The organism is Marinobacterium stanieri (assembly GCF_900155945.1).
Taxonomy (GTDB): domain Bacteria; phylum Pseudomonadota; class Gammaproteobacteria; order Pseudomonadales; family Balneatricaceae; genus Marinobacterium; species Marinobacterium stanieri.
Map to the genome: position 1 here is coordinate 12,855 of NZ_FTMN01000005.1, position 14,772 is coordinate 27,626.

The 14,772-nt window shown below is 58.9% G+C and carries 16 protein-coding genes; 12 read left to right on the forward strand and 4 right to left on the reverse strand.

The genetic code is table 11. The annotated features are described in order from the left end of the window. The first annotated feature begins 32 nt into the window (after positions 1-32). The 7 genes from rpmB (at position 33) to BW956_RS11895 (ending at position 4,882) form a co-directional block, all read left to right on the forward strand. Positions 33-269 (forward strand): 50S ribosomal protein L28, encoded by a 237-nt coding sequence (rpmB, locus tag BW956_RS11865; RefSeq protein ID WP_010325037.1) that lies wholly within the window; start codon positions 33-35, stop codon positions 267-269. A gap of 12 nt (positions 270-281) precedes the next feature. Continuing rightward, positions 282-452, forward strand: a complete 171-nt coding sequence (gene rpmG / locus BW956_RS11870; protein WP_010325036.1) for a 50S ribosomal protein L33 — start codon at positions 282-284, stop codon at positions 450-452. Positions 453-566: 114 nt separating this feature from the next. Next, complete coding sequence (locus tag BW956_RS11875) at positions 567-1,457, forward strand: DMT family transporter (RefSeq protein WP_076462935.1); 891 nt, start codon at positions 567-569, stop codon at positions 1,455-1,457. Positions 1,458-1,496: 39 nt separating this feature from the next. Continuing rightward, a complete protein-coding gene (mutM, locus tag BW956_RS11880; RefSeq protein ID WP_076462936.1) occupies positions 1,497-2,309 on the forward strand; it encodes a bifunctional DNA-formamidopyrimidine glycosylase/DNA-(apurinic or apyrimidinic site) lyase in 813 nt (270 codons plus the stop codon). A gap of 23 nt (positions 2,310-2,332) precedes the next feature. Continuing rightward, a complete protein-coding gene (locus BW956_RS11885) occupies positions 2,333-3,235 on the forward strand; it encodes an alpha/beta fold hydrolase (RefSeq protein ID WP_076462937.1) in 903 nt (300 codons plus the stop codon). A gap of 73 nt (positions 3,236-3,308) precedes the next feature. Further along, positions 3,309-3,839, forward strand: a complete 531-nt coding sequence (locus BW956_RS11890; protein WP_083703045.1) for a phosphatase PAP2 family protein — start codon at positions 3,309-3,311, stop codon at positions 3,837-3,839. After that, a complete protein-coding gene (locus BW956_RS11895; RefSeq protein WP_076462938.1) occupies positions 3,839-4,882 on the forward strand; it encodes an MJ1255/VC2487 family glycosyltransferase in 1,044 nt (347 codons plus the stop codon). The genes BW956_RS11890 and BW956_RS11895 overlap by 1 nt, the downstream gene beginning before the upstream one ends. A 541-nt stretch (positions 4,883-5,423) precedes the next feature. On the opposite strand, the gene elbB is transcribed toward BW956_RS11895, so the two are convergent. After that, positions 5,424-6,077, reverse strand: a complete 654-nt coding sequence (gene elbB, locus BW956_RS11900) for an isoprenoid biosynthesis glyoxalase ElbB (protein WP_010325030.1) — start codon at positions 6,075-6,077, stop codon at positions 5,424-5,426. A 190-nt stretch (positions 6,078-6,267) separates the two neighbouring features. Between elbB and hemB the strand changes: the two genes are divergently transcribed. After that, positions 6,268-7,278 (forward strand): porphobilinogen synthase, encoded by a 1,011-nt coding sequence (gene hemB, locus BW956_RS11905; protein WP_175612005.1) that lies wholly within the window; start codon positions 6,268-6,270, stop codon positions 7,276-7,278. 44 nt (positions 7,279-7,322) lie between these two features. After that, entirely contained in the window at positions 7,323-9,512 is a 2,190-nt protein-coding gene (ppk1, locus tag BW956_RS11910) for a polyphosphate kinase 1 (RefSeq protein ID WP_076462939.1), read from the forward strand. Here the strand turns inward: ppk1 and BW956_RS11915 are convergent, their stop codons facing one another. Beyond that, on the reverse strand, positions 9,513-10,346 hold the full coding sequence (locus tag BW956_RS11915; protein WP_076462940.1) for an SDR family oxidoreductase: 834 nt from the start codon (positions 10,344-10,346) through the stop codon (positions 9,513-9,515). 49 nt (positions 10,347-10,395) lie between these two features. On the opposite strand from BW956_RS11915, the gene BW956_RS11920 reads away from it, so the two are divergent. From BW956_RS11920 to BW956_RS11930, 3 genes are read left to right on the forward strand one after another with little or no spacing between them, the layout of a single operon-like run. Continuing rightward, positions 10,396-11,313, forward strand: coding sequence for a hydrogen peroxide-inducible genes activator (locus tag BW956_RS11920; protein ID WP_010325026.1), 918 nt, complete (start codon positions 10,396-10,398; stop codon positions 11,311-11,313). After that, positions 11,300-13,378, forward strand: a complete 2,079-nt coding sequence (recG, locus tag BW956_RS11925) for an ATP-dependent DNA helicase RecG (protein WP_076462941.1) — start codon at positions 11,300-11,302, stop codon at positions 13,376-13,378. Before BW956_RS11920 ends, recG begins: the two co-directional genes overlap by 14 nt. After that, positions 13,365-13,901: a DUF501 domain-containing protein gene (locus tag BW956_RS11930; RefSeq protein WP_076462942.1), complete on the forward strand. Its 537-nt coding sequence runs from the start codon at positions 13,365-13,367 to the stop codon at positions 13,899-13,901. Before recG ends, BW956_RS11930 begins: the two co-directional genes overlap by 14 nt. A 51-nt stretch (positions 13,902-13,952) precedes the next feature. Here the strand turns inward: BW956_RS11930 and BW956_RS11935 are convergent, their stop codons facing one another. Then, positions 13,953-14,201 (reverse strand): YfhL family 4Fe-4S dicluster ferredoxin, encoded by a 249-nt coding sequence (locus tag BW956_RS11935; RefSeq protein ID WP_010325023.1) that lies wholly within the window; start codon positions 14,199-14,201, stop codon positions 13,953-13,955. Between the two features lie 32 nt (positions 14,202-14,233). After that, positions 14,234-14,716 (reverse strand): pantetheine-phosphate adenylyltransferase, encoded by a 483-nt coding sequence (gene coaD / locus BW956_RS11940; protein WP_010325022.1) that lies wholly within the window; start codon positions 14,714-14,716, stop codon positions 14,234-14,236. Between the last annotated feature and the right edge of the window lie 56 nt (positions 14,717-14,772).

Consider the following 14,772-nt stretch of genomic DNA (forward strand, 5'->3'; position numbering starts at 1 on the left):
GTAACTTAACCCTGTAAAAAAGGTTTTTCACAATGTCTCGAGTTTGCATGGTAACGGGCAAAGGCCCGGTAACCGGTAACAACGTTTCCCACTCAAAGCGTAGAACGCGTCGTCGTTTCCTGCCGAACCTGCACTGGCACCGTTTCTGGGTAGAAAGCGAAAACCGTTTCGTACGTCTGCGTGTTTCCTCCAAGGGCATGCGTATCATCGACAAGAAGGGTATTGATGTGGTTCTGACCGAACTGCGTGCCCGTGGCGAGAAAGTCTGAGGAGATTGAATCATGGCAGCTAAGAGCGCTCGCGAGAAGATCCGTCTGGTATCCTCTGCTGGTACTGGTCACTTCTACACCACTGACAAAAACAAGCGTAACACTCCGGATAAGTTCGAATTCAAGAAATACGACCCGGTTGTTCGCAAGCACGTGATCTACAAGGAAGCCAAGATCAAGTAATTGATTCTGGACTGGAGATCCCGGAACCCCGCAATGCCTCGTGCGCTGCGGGGTTTTTTTATGCCTGCGCGCTGTTAGGATAACGGTCATTACACTCCTGTGAGGCCCAAGACCATGTCACTGCCCCCCGGCGTTATTCGTTTTGTCCCGCTGATCTTTGTACTGCTCTGGAGTACCGGTTTTATCGGTGCCCGCTTTGGCCTGCCCTATATCGAACCCTTTTATCTGCTGCTGATTCGCACCCTGATTACCCTGGGCGTGTTTCTGGGGCTGATTCTGATCTTTCGAGCCAAGTGGCCCGCACCACGTCAGGCCATGCACCAGATGGTGACGGGAGCGCTGGTGCATGGCTGCTATCTGGGCGGTGTCTTTGCTGCCATCAAATGGCAGCTGCCGGCCGGTGTCACCTCGATACTGGTGGGGTTGCAGCCGGTGCTGACTGCAGTGCTGGCCTGGGGCGTAATGGGCCAGGCGCTGCAGGGGCGTCAGTGGCTGGGGCTGCTGCTGGGGTTGTTGGGCGTGATGCTGGTGCTGGGCACAGGGCTGCAGCCCGGGCAGTTTGAACTGCGCCCGGAAGCCGTAATATCGGCCTGCATTGCCCTGTTTGGCATCTCCATCGGAACCCTGTATCAGAAGCGCTTTGGCGCGGGCACGGACCTGCTGACCGGGTCTTTCTATCAATACCTCTCCACCGGCCTGATGATGGCGGTACTGACGCTGGCTTTTGAGCAGCATCAGATCATCTGGCACCCCGAGTTGATCGGTGCGCTGGCCTGGCTGGTGTTTGGCCTGTCGGTCACGGCGATTCTGCTGCTGATGCTGATGATTCGGGAAGGGGAAGTGGCACGGGTTGCCAGCTATTTCTACCTGGTGCCGCCGGTAACCGCGCTGGAGGCCTGGCTGCTGTTTGACGAACAGCTGTCGCCGCTGGCGGTGGGCGGTATGGTACTGGCCGTCGCCGGGGTGTACCTGGTGCTGCGTGTGCGGACGCCGAGCGCGAAGTGAAGCTGATATACTGCGCTGAACGACATCCGAGGAGAATACATGCCCGAGTTGCCTGAAGTTGAAACGACCCGCCGCGGAATTGCCCCTCATGTGGAGCATAAACGCATTACCGAGTTGCAGGTTCGCCAGCCGCGCCTGCGCTGGCCGGTACCCGAGCAGCTGGGGCAGTGGATTCAGGGTGATCAGGTACAGTCGGTGGAGCGCCGGGCCAAATACCTGCTGCTGCGCTTTGCCCGTGGTACTCTGATTCTGCATCTGGGCATGTCCGGCAGCTTGCGGATCCAGCCAGCCGGCAGCCCGGCGGGCAAGCATGACCATGTGGATTTCATTCTTGAAAGCGGCCAGTTGCTCCGGCTGACCGACCCGCGTCGCTTCGGTGCCGTGCTCTGGCAGGAAAACGGTACCTTGCACCCGTTACTGGCGTCGCTGGGGCCGGAACCGCTGGATAATGCCTTTGATGCCGAGTATCTGCAGGCCTGTTGCAAGGGGCGCAAGACGGCCATCAAGTCGCTGATCATGAATGCCGAGGTGGTGGTGGGGGTTGGTAATATTTATGCCAACGAAGCCCTGTACCGTGCCGGCATCAATCCGCGCCGTGCGGCCGGGCGCATTGCCGCAGCTCGATTGGCGTCTCTGGTGGATGCGATCAAGGTGGTGCTGGCGCAGGCGATAGAGCAGGGTGGCACCACACTAAAGGATTTTGTTGGCGGCGACGGCAAGCCCGGCTACTTCAAACAGGAGCTGGCGGTTTATGGCCGGGCAGGTGAGCCCTGTCTGAGTTGTGGCGAACCCCTGAGTGAAGTAAAACTGGGTCAACGCAGTACGGTTTTCTGCCGTCAGTGTCAGCGCTAGGCGCATAAACAACCGGGGTGATCATGAACTGCAAGACCGATTTGGATACCGACCAGCACCGCCGTGTGCTGAGAGAGAAGCTGGGCATCAGTCACCTGCTGGCGCAGCGCCAGTGTGCCGACATTGGCGATGTGCCACTGCATACCGAATATTATTTCCATGCCGATGATGCTCCGTTACTGGTGTTTGTGCCGGGAATAGGGACGTACTCCGAGCTCTACGCGGATCTGCTCAGTCGCTTCTCGAAGCTGGGCTTCAATGTGGTGGGGCTGGATCTGCGTGGCCATGGCTACTCCGGCGGCCCTCGTGGGCTCTACACGGTGGAGCAGTCTGTCAGTGACATCCAGGCAGTCATTGATCATTACCAGGCGTCCCCGGAGCAGCCGGTCTATCTGTATGGCTACTCCATAGGCGCACTGCTGGCGGTTGCGGCAGCGGAGGCCGATGCGCGTATTCAGGCGGTGGTCTGTGGCACCTTGCTGGTACCAGCGCTGGCGCCGGATATGGTGCACCATCTGGGCTGGTCCTGGATCTGGGGCAGTGCCCTGTTGATGCCGGGGGTAGCCTTGCCCATGCAGAGCTTTATCGATTACGAGCAGCTGCTGGCCGGCCATCCGGCCGGTGAAGAGATCAACGCTGATCCTCGGGTCGTGTTTGATTATCCGTTGGGGACGCTCTCCAGCCTGTTTACCTGTCACCTGGGGTCGCTGACTCGGCGCTATCCGTTTCGGGGCTTGATTGTGCATGGTGATCGGGATGAGGTGCTGCCGCTGAGTTATTCCCAACGTGTGCAGGCGACATTGACCCAACCGTTCGAGCTGGAAGCGGTGCCCGGTGAGGGGCATATGCTGCCCTGGGACCGACCCGGCCTGCTGGCGCACCTGATCGCCGACTGGCTGCATGCCGGGGCTGTCACCAAAGCTTAAAGGCGCAGTAACCGGCCTGTCACCCGCCAGCGGTCACAATGCCATCCTGTAGAATAATGACAGGGTGACTGCCATGAACCGTCTGCAGAAGCTAAACGCCTTTGATGCCCGCGCCTTTTACTGGTTTAACGGGTATGGTCGTTCAATACCGGTCATGACCAGCAGTCGCTGGATCTCACGGCTGGGTGATGGCAGCCTGTACCTCCTGTTGGGAGTCGCGCTGGCACTCTGGGAGCCCGAAGACGGGCTGGCCTTTCTGCAGGCAGGTCTGACGGCTTATGCGCTGGAGCTGCCGCTGTATCTGTTGCTGAAAAATACCATCCGGCGCGACCGCCCCTGTCACCTCGATGATGGCTTCAAGGCTGCTATCGAACCCTCCGATAAATTCAGTTTTCCCTCGGGTCACGCTGCGGCAGCATTCGTGTTCGCCACCCTGTTGGCCGAGTTCTATCCTTCATTGGCGGCGCTGGGTTTTGTCATGGCGGCGCTGGTCGGTGGCTCACGCGTGATGCTGGGCGTGCACTATCCGACTGATATCCTGGCGGGTGCCTTGCTGGGCATGAGCGCAGCCTTGCTGGGCATCGGCTTGTGGGAGGCCTTTTGATGCGAATTCTGTATGGCGTACAAGCGACGGGTAACGGCCATATCACGCGGGCGCGAGTGCTGCTGCCGGCATTGCAGGCGGCGGGTGCCGAGGTGGATATGCTGTTCAGTGGTCGTGATCAGGCACGCCTGTTCAACATGGAGCCCTTCGGTGATTATGCCCACCGTGAAGGGCTGACGTTCGTGACCGATGCGGGCCGTGTCCAGCGCTGGCAGACATTGACCCATAACCGTCCGCTGCAACTGGTGAAGGATATCCGGGCGCTGGATCTCAATGGCTATGACCTGGTGCTGACTGACTTTGAACCGGTAACGGCCTGGGCGGCACGTCGCAGTGGTGTGCCTTCGGTCGGCATTGCGCATCAGTATGCCTTCCTGCACCGCATACCCGGCACTGGTTTCATGCCCTGGCTCAAGCCCTGCATACGCTTCTTTGCCCCGGCCGACGAGATGATCGGTCTGCACTGGCATGCCTTCAATGCGCCCATACTGCCACCGATGATTGAACCGGTGCAGGGTACGCTCAGTGAGGACGAAACCAAGGTATTGGTGTATCTGCCGTTTGAAGCTCTCGATGAGATCATCTACTGGCTGTCCGGCTTCTCCGATTTCCGCTTCCGCGTCTATGCCGGTGTCGATCAGCCACGCCGGATCGGCAATATCGAGCTGTGCCCCTTCAGTCGTGAAGGCTTTCAGCAGGATCTGTACAGCTGTCGTGGTGTGATTGCCAATGCCGGTTTTGGTCTTTGCAGCGAGGCCATTCAGGCGGGTAAAAGTCTGCTGGTGAAGCCCTTGCGAGGGCAGGTTGAGCAGATTTCCAATGCGGCCGTGCTGGAGCAGATGGGGCTGGCCTGGGTGATGCCGCGGTTCGGCCAGGAACCGATTGAGCGTTGGCTGGAGCTGCCTTCAGGCGCTCCCATGCCCTGGCCGGATGTGGCCGGTACTCTGGCCCGCTGGATTACCACGGGGCGTCAGGTGCCGCTGGATAATCTTGCCCGTGAACTCTGGCATCCCCGCCCTGATATGAGTGTGTCACCCGCCTAACAGGCTGTCGAAAATCTATCTGCGTTGTCGAATGCTTCGTTAAAAACAGGCTCAAAATGCTCATTTAGCCTACTAAACTGCGCTTTTTCGCCTGTTTTTGCCTAGCCTCGGCTGCCTCGATAACGTTTTTCAACAACCTGCTAAAGCACCCTGACGCCAGATCAGGAGGGGGTTAATCTTCAGCAACGAGAATCAGACATTTGAGGCTATATCGGGTTTCAAAGGCTGGTGTGTGTTTGATAGCAGGTGAAACGGAAGACAGGCGTTTACGTAACGCCGAACGAAGAAAGAAGGTGGGGGCCAAATATCAGGGACGGATAGGAAATGTGGGGGCCGGAGCGAAAGGAGTGCAAAGATCCATCAAAGCACTCCTTCCTCTGGCTTCCTATCCGTGCGGTTAAACAGCATCCTGCCGGTGGAATCCTTTCGTCCTGTACCGCTACTGGGCCATCCTTGTATTCGTTCCCTGAACAGGAGATCCACACTGCTTATTATGCGCATCAGGAAAAATCTGGATATAGGAATTTTTCCTAATTTAAGATCAGGCTAGACTGATTACCTCATCAACCAGCTTGTTAATGCCGGATGCCGCTTCTGAAATAGAGCCAGCCAGCATATATGCCGGCGTGGTTACCACTTTCTGTTCCTGGTCGATGACAATTTCTTCAACGCTGCACAGCTGGTGTTTGCCGCCCATGGCTTCAATCGCACCGGCAACCCCTTCGTCACTGCCGACGGTACACTGGATGCCGGTACCCAGCAGCTTCGGTGTCATGGCCGGGGCAATGCAGATCAATCCCACCGGTTTGCCGGCCTCGTGAATGGCGCGGGCAAAACGGACCAGGTCTTCATTCAGCGAACACTCGGGGCCATTGACGGCAAAGTCACTGAGGTTCTTGGCGGCGCCAAAACCGCCCGGGATGATCAACGCATCGAAGTCGCCGGCATCGGCATCGGCCAGATCCTTTACCTCGCCACGGGCCAGGCGTGCGGCTTCCACCAGTACATTGCGGGTTTCGCCTTCAGCAATTTCGCCTGTCAGGTGGTTGATCACATGCAGCTGCTCGACATTGGGGGCAAAGCACTGATATTGGACGCCATGGTGCTCCAGGCGCAAAAAGGTCAGGACGGACTCGTAGATCTCGGAACCATCGAAAACGCCGCTGCCGGACAGGATCACTGCAATCTTTTTCATGCTGGTATGACTCCTTGATAGGTGGGTCTGCAAAGTGAGTCGGAACGTCTTGATACGTGCCATGTCGAAGAGGCTCAAGAGTACGTTAAGATGTAAGGCATTACCAAATGCATTGCGGCGCGAACAGGCCCTCTGTCATCTCGCTGTCATCTTTTTGTCGTCAAATGCACCCAGCTATAAGGAAAGAACCGTGGCGTTTACCAATAGTCAGCGTTATTACCCGGAAACCCGCATGCGTCGTATGCGTGCGGATGACTTTTCCCGTCGCCTGATGCGAGAGAACACGCTCAGCACCGACGACCTCATCTATCCGGTATTTGTGCTGGAGGGTGATGGGCAGGTGGAAGATGTCCCCTCCATGCCGGGCGTCCGCCGTTACAGCATCGACCTGCTGGTGGAAAAGGCGCGCGAGTGGCATGCCCTGGGCATTCCTGCGCTGGCGCTGTTCCCGGTAACACCACCCAGCGCCAAGAGCGAGCTGGCAGAAGAAGCCTATAACCCTCAGGGACTGGTACAGCGCACGGTACGTGCTCTGAAAGCGGCTCTGCCGGACTTGGGGATCATGACCGACGTGGCGCTGGACCCGTTCACCACCCACGGTCAAGACGGCATCATCGATGAAGATGGCTATGTGCTGAACGACCGTACCGTCGATACCCTGGTCAAGCAGGCCCTGTCCCACGCCGAGGCCGGCGCCGACATTGTTGCGCCCAGTGACATGATGGATGGCCGCATTGGTGTCATTCGTGAAGAGCTGGAAAGCCACGGCCTGGTTAATACCCGCATCATGGCGTACTCCGCCAAATACGCCAGCGCCTACTATGGTCCTTTCCGCGATGCGGTGGGCTCTGCCGGTAACTTGGGCAAGAGCAACAAGAACAGCTATCAAATGGACCCGGCCAACTCTGATGAAGCCCTGCATGAGGTCGCTCTGGATCTGGCTGAAGGGGCCGACATGGTGATGGTCAAGCCGGGCATGCCGTACCTGGATATCGTCCGTCGCGTCAAAACCGAACTCAAGGCACCCACCTTTGCCTACCAGGTCAGCGGTGAATACGCCATGCACATGGCCGCCTTCCAGAACGGCTGGCTGGATGAAGAGTCCGTTATTATGGAAAGCCTGCTGAGCTTCAAGCGCGCCGGTGCCGACGGCATCCTGACCTACTTTGCAGTCAGGGCGGCCGAAATACTCAATCGCTAATACCCCAGAGCAGATGGACGTCAGCCTGGAACTAGGAGGTCAAGATGAACGACAGCGTACAGGTACTTGAGGAAGAGCAGCTGGCGCAGCCAGAGCAGCAGGAAGCCACCGCCGCGCTGGTGGAAAGCCGTGAAATACTGCCCACGATCGACCCGATCGAGGAAGTGCCGGTCGACCTCAAGGCCCCCGAGCTGTACATCAACCGGGAGCTGAGCCATCTGCAGTTTAACGTGCGTGTGCTGGAGCAGGCGCTGGATGAAAGCTATCCGCTGCTGGAACGGCTGATGTTCCTGCTGATCTTCTCCAGCAACCTGGATGAGTTCTTCGAAATCCGGGTGGCAGAGCAGTTGCGTCAGCTCAAGTATGGGCGTGAAGCGGTGGGGCCGGATGCCATGCATCCGCAGAAGGTGCTCGACCGCATCAGCGAGATCTGTGCCATCAACGTTGATCGTCAGTACAAGATCCTCAACGACATCATGTTCCCGGCGCTGGAAGCGGAGAATATCCGTTTCCTGCGCCGCGCCAACTGGACCGAGGCGCAGCGAGCCTGGGTACAGGAATACTTTGAAGACCAGGTGCTGCCGGTGATCAGCCCGATTGGTCTGGACCCGTCGCATCCGTTCCCGCGCCTGGTGAACAAGAGTCTCAACTTTATTGTTGAGCTGGACGGCAAGGATGCCTTTGGTCGTGAAACCGGCATGGCCATCATTCCGGCACCGCGCTCGCTGCCGCGTCTGATCAGGCTGCCGGATGAACTCTGCGAGGGCGGTGATAACCTGATCTTCCTGTCCTCCATCATCCACGAATTTGCCGAGGAGCTGTTTCCGGGCATGAAGGTGGATGGCTGCTTCCAGTTCCGTATCACCCGTAATGCCGACCTCAGCTTCGACTTCGAAGAGATCGAGGACCTGGCCCGCGCACTGCGTGGTGAACTGCATTCGCGCAAGTTTGGTGACGCCGTACGTCTGGAAGTGGACAGTCGTACCCCCTCGGAACTGATCCAGTTCCTGCAGGATGAATTCAAGCTGGCAGACAGCCACGTCTACCGCGTTAACGGCCCGGTCAACCTGACCCGTTTGATGGCGGTGCGAGACCTGGTGGAGCGCCCCGAGCTGCGTTGGAAGCCGTTCTCACCCGGTATGCCCAACAAGCTCAAGAACAATGAAGATATCTTTGCCGTGCTGCGCAAAAACGATCAGCTGCTGCAGCACCCGTTCCAGTCGTTCACTCCGGTGGTGGACCTGTTGCGTCAGGCGGCCAAGGACCCTCAGGTGGTGGCGATCAAGCAGACGCTCTACCGCACCGGTGTTAAGTCCGACATCGTCAATGCGCTGGTAGAAGCGGCCCGCAACGGCAAGGAAGTCACCGTGGTCATCGAACTGCGTGCCCGTTTTGATGAAGAGAGCAACCTGCAGCTGGCCTCCCGCCTGCAGGAAGCCGGCTGTCTGGTGGTGTACGGCGTGGTGGGCTACAAGACCCACGCCAAGATGATGCTGGTGGTACGTCGCGAAGGGCCGGATCTGGTGCGCTACAGCCACCTGGGTACCGGCAACTACCACTCGGGTACCGCGCGTCTCTACACCGACTACAGCTACATGACCGCCGACGATGAAGTGGGCGAGGATGTGCACAAGATCTTCCAGCAGCTGACCGGCATGGGCAAGATCCAGAAGCTGCAGAAACTCTACAACGCGCCGTTTACCCTGCATGCCAAGATGCTGGAGCTGATCCAGAACGAGATCCGCAACGTCAAGGCAGGCAAGAAAGGGCATATCATCATCAAGGTGAACGGTTTGACCGAGCCCAAGCTGATCCGCGCGCTCTATGAAGCCTCTCAGGCGGGTGTGCAGATCGATCTGGTGATTCGTGGCATGTGCCGTCTGCGTCCGGGGCTGGAAGGTGTATCGGATAATATCCGGGTGCGTTCCATCATTGGTCGCTTCCTTGAGCACACCCGTATCTACTGGTTTGCCAACGATGGCGGCAAGCCGGTGGTGATCGGGTCCAGTGCCGACTGGATGGAGCGCAACATGCTCAACCGTGTCGAGACCGGCTTTGAGCTGTTCGGCAAGCACGCCGAGCGCATTCGCAACGAGCTGGAATACTACCTGCGCGACAACGTACAGGCCTGGGAACTGCATTCTGACGGCAGTTACAGCCTGGTGCAGCCCAAGGAAGGCGAGGAGCGTTTCAGCGCCCAGCAGATGCTGCTGGACGATCTGGCCGTGTCCTGATCAACGTTGCAGCAGTGCCCGGTAGCCGCTCTGGTAATCCGGGTACTGAAAGCGATAACCGCTGGCGCGCAGTCGGCGGTTACTGCAACGTTTGCTGCCCCCGCGGCGGACCTGTTCACGACGGGTAATGGTCACGCCCAGCTGCTCCGCTATCCACTCCATCACTTCATGAATTGGTGTCGGTGCATCGTCACTGGCCAGATAGACCGGTTTGAGCGCATGCCCATCCTGATGCAGCCGCAACAGGTGACGTAATACCCCCACACAATCATCCCGATGGATCCGGTTGCTGTAATGCAGCGGCTCGGCGGGCGCGGCAATACCCTCCAGCACCCGGCGCTGAAGGTGGTCACGACCCGGGCCGTAGATGCCACTGAAGCGCACAATGGTGGCGGGAATACCCGAATGCAGCGCCAACTGTTCGCTCTCCAGCAGACAGCGACCGCTGTCCGTGGTCGGGTCGGTGGCGGACTGTTCATCTACCCAGTCGTGTTCGTGCTGGTGGTAGATACCGGTGCTGCCGGTGACGAACAAGTGTCGTGGCGGTGATGGCAGAGCGGCCAGCAGGTTGCGCAGTCCGTCCACATAAGTCTGTCGATACACGCCGGGTTCACGGCTTTTGGCCGCTGCGGTGAAGAACAGGTAATCGCATTCGGGCAGGTTGGCCAGGCTGGCGGGGTCGGCCATATCCGCCGCAATGCCGTGGATGCCGTCCGGAAGCTGGTTTATAGTACGGCGAAGCCCGAACACCTGCGCCCCCTCGGCCGCCAGTTTCAGCCCGAGCCGGGTCCCGATATCGCCACAGCCGGCGATGAGCACGCGTTGTTCCTGCATAATGACCCCTAAGATACGATTTGTTTCATCCTAACAGAGGTACGTCCTGATGACGCTGACGGAGCTGCGATACATTGTCACCCTGGCGCGGGAACAGCATTTCGGCCACGCCGCCGAGCGCTGTTATGTCAGCCAGCCGACGCTGTCGATCGCCGTCAAGAAGCTGGAAGAGGAACTGGGCGTCGCCCTGTTTGAGCGCAGCAAGAACGCCGTCCGCGTGACACCGGTGGGTGAGAAGGTCGTGCGCCAGGCCCAGACGGTACTGGAGCAGGCCGAGGCCGTGAAAGAGCTGGCCCGCGAAGGCAAGGACCAGCTGGCCAGCCCGCTGCGTATCGGTGCCATCTACACCATCGGACCCTATCTGTTTCCCCAGCTGATTCCGCAGATCCAGCGCCTGGCGCCGGACATGCCGCTCTACATTGAAGAAAACTTCACCGATAACCTGCGCACCAAGATCCGTAATGGTGAGCTGGACGCCATTATCATCGCGCTGCCGTTCCATGAAGCTGATGTGCTGACCCGTCCGCTGTATGACGAGCCCTTCATGATGGCGATCCCTAAGGGGCATGAGCTGGCACAGCAGGACGAAATCGACTCGCGGCAGATGAATGAAATTCGCATGCTGTTGCTGGGCGAAGGCCACTGCTTCCGCGATCAGGTTCTGGAGGCCTGTCCCACTCTGAATCAGTCTTTCCATGATCAACACACGGTCACCGAGGGCAGCTCGCTGGAAACCATTCGAATGATGGTCGCGTCCGGGCTGGGTACCAGCGTGTTGCCGCTGTCGGCGATTCAGAACCACCCGGCAACGGATCTGGTCGAGATTCGCCCGTTCAAGCAGCCACAACCCATGCGCACCGTGGCGGTGGCCTGGCGTGCCAGCTTCCCGCGCCCCAAGGCGATTGATGTGCTGGTGGAAGCCATTCAACACTGCCAGGTAAAGGCCGAGAGTGATGTCAGCTCCTGAAGCAGGGGTTCCGGTTACTGAACTGAAAGGGGTCGGAACGGCCCTGGCTCTGAAGCTTGAGCGCCTGGGCATTCATACGGTGCAGGATTTGCTGCTGCACCTGCCGCTACGCTATCAGGACCGCACCCGCGTCGTGCCGATCGGCAGCCTGAGGCCGGGCGACGAGGTAATGATCGAAGCCAGCGTACGCGCCGCCGATATCCTGCAGGGGCGCCGTCGCAGTCTTATGTGCCGGGTACAGGATGGCAGCGGCACCCTGAGCCTGAGGTTCTTCCATTTTCGGGCGGCACAGAAAAACAGCTTCCAGCCCGGTGCTCGTTTGCTCTGCTTTGGTGAGGCCCGTCCTGGCCCGGGTGGTCTGGAGATGGTGCATCCCGAATACAAGCTGCTGAAGGGCGAAGAACCGGCCGTCATGTCCGAGGAGCTGACGCCGGTATACCCGCTCACCGAGGGCCTGACCCAGGGGCGTATTCGCAGCCTCATAACCTTGGCGCTGGAATGGATGAAGACAGAAGGCTTCCAGGATCTGCTGCCAAAAACATTGCTTGAACAATGGTTAATGCCAAGCCTGCCGGATTCGCTGCTGTATCTGCATCACCCCCCGGTCGATGTGGATCAGGAACTGCTGCTGGAAGGTAAGCACCCGGCCCAGCGACGTCTGGCGATGGAGGAGCTTCTGGCGCATCACCTGTCGCTGCAGAAAGCACGTCAGCGTGTGCAGCAGCAGGGCGCACCGGCACTGAAAGCCAGTGGCGAGTTCAGTCGGCCGTTTCTACAGCAACTGCCCTTTGAACTGACGGCGGCCCAGCTGCGCGTGGCGCGGGAGGTGGCCCGGGATCTGCAGCAACCGCTGCCCATGCTGCGTCTGGTGCAGGGGGACGTGGGCTCAGGCAAGACGGTGGTGGCCGCGCTGGCGGCCTTGCAGGCGGTCGAGAACGGGCTGCAGGCGGCAGTCATGGCGCCGACCGAAATCCTCGCTGAACAGCACCATATCAACTTCACCCAATGGCTGGAGCCGCTGGGCATCAAGGTGGCCTGGCTGGCCGGCAAGGTGAAAGGCAAGGCCCGAGAGGCACAGCTTGAAGCAATACGCACAGGTGAGGCCCCTGTGGTGGTGGGCACCCACGCCCTGTTTCAGGATGAAGTGGTGTTTGCAGATCTGGGCGTTGTGGTGATCGACGAGCAGCATCGTTTCGGCGTGCATCAGCGCCTGAGCCTGAAAGAGAAGGGGCGTAATGGTGAACGCAGTCCGCATCAGCTGATCATGACGGCTACGCCCATTCCGCGCACCCTGACCATGAGTGCCTATGCGGATCTGGATTGTTCCATCATCGATGAACTGCCGCCGGGACGCACCCCGGTGCAGACGGTGGTGATTGCCGACTCGCGACGTGACCAGGTGGTAGAACGTGTACGTCAGGCCTGCGCCGAAGGGCGACAGGCATATTGGGTGTGTACCCTGATCGAAGAATCGGAAGCCCTGCAGTGCGAGGCGGCTGAAGTGACCGCCGAGCGACTCAAGGAACTGTTGCCCCAGTTGCGTATCGGGCTGGTCCACGGGCGCATGAAGCCCGCCGAAAAGGCGGATATTATGGCGCGCTTTAAGGCCGCCGAGCTGGATCTGCTGGTGGCGACCACGGTGATTGAGGTGGGTGTTGATGTGCCCAATGCCAGCCTGATGATCATCGAAAACCCCGAGCGGCTGGGGCTGGCGCAATTGCATCAGCTGCGCGGGCGTGTGGGGCGCGGCAGTGTCGAAAGCTACTGTGTCCTCATGTACCATGCGCCGCTGTCAAAGCAGGGGCGAGAACGCCTGGGCGTCATGCGTGAAACCACCGATGGTTTTCGCATCGCCGAGAAGGACCTTGAGCTGCGGGGCCCGGGTGAAGTACTGGGCACGCGTCAGACCGGCATGATGCAGTTTCGCATTGCCGACCTGCAACGGGATGCAGACCTGCTGCCACGCATCCATCAGGTGGCGGCAGATCTGGGAACTCAATCGGCTCTGAACGAAGCCCTGATCCGGCGCTGGCTGGGAACTGGAGATGTATATGCACAGGTTTGATACCCGCCGGCAGGTGCCGACACCGCAACAGCTGGAACTGATCGAGCAGCAGATAGGCCGCGAGCCCCGCGGTATTGAAGCGGTGGCCTGCGCCACCGATACGGGGCTGCCTCTGGTACTTCAGATGCGTACCCTGGTGGCTGACCAGCCGTTTCCGACTTTGTACTGGCTGAGCGGGCGAGACTTATGCCGTGCTATCGGCCGGATTGAAGACTCGGGTTGGGTCAAACAAATTGAGCAGGCGCTGCAGGAAGATGATGAACTGCGCGCCACCTATCTGGCACAGCAGCAGCGTTACGTGGACAAGCGCTGGCAGCTGATGCGCGATGAGGATCGTCAGCGTATTGAGCAGCTGGGCTTCAGCGATCTGTTTGATCGTTACGGGATTGGCGGCATTGCGCAATGGGACAAGGTGCGCTGCCTGCACATGCAATATGCCCACTGGCTGGCTGAGGGCGACAATATCATTGGCGAACGGCTGGAACAGGAGTTCAGTCTCAGTAAGCAAGCATACCGGCTGTAAACGAAAAACGGCGACCCTGGGGTCGCCGTTTTACTACCTGCTGAAGGGCAATCAGCTGCCGGTCAGCTTGTGGTACTTGTCCATCAGCATGTCTTCACTTTCGACATGATCCGGATCTTTCGGGATACAGTCGACCGGGCAAACCTCAACACACTGAGGTGTGTCGTAGTGACCCACACACTCGGTGCACTTGCCAGGATCGATCTCATAGATCTCGTCTCCCGGGGAGATCGCCTCGTTAGGGCATTCCGGTTCACATACATCACAGTTGATGCATTCATCAGTAATCATCAATGCCATGACTGGCTACCTCACTCAATCTGACAGGTTCTTTATTGCTGGCTCAGGTGCTGCTCAAGCGCACGGGACACGGCAGGATGAACGAACTGGCTGACATCTCCGCCCAGCGATGCAATCTCCCGAATCAGAGTCGAAGAGATGAACGACAGGTGCTCGGCAGGTGTCAGAAACAGACTTTCTGCCTGAGGTGCCAGTTTGCGGTTCATATTGGCCAGCTGAAACTCGAATTCAAAGTCCGAAACAGCTCTCAGTCCGCGCAGGATAATGTTGGCTTCCTGATCACGCACCAGGTTGGCCAGCAGGCAATCAAAGCCGATAACCTCGACGTTTGGCAGATGGTCGAGGGCTGCCTTGGCCAGATCAACCCGCTGCTCCAGTGGCAGCATGGGCTTCTTCTTGGGGCTGGCAGCAACGGCGACCACGACGTGATCGAACAGACGCGCCGCGCGCCCTACCAGATCGGAATGGCCGTTGGTGATCGGATCAAACGTACCGGGGTAGATTGCCGTGTTCATAGCGGTTCAGCTGACCTTGTAATGGCGAATGGGCAACACTGTTGAGCGGGATGTTA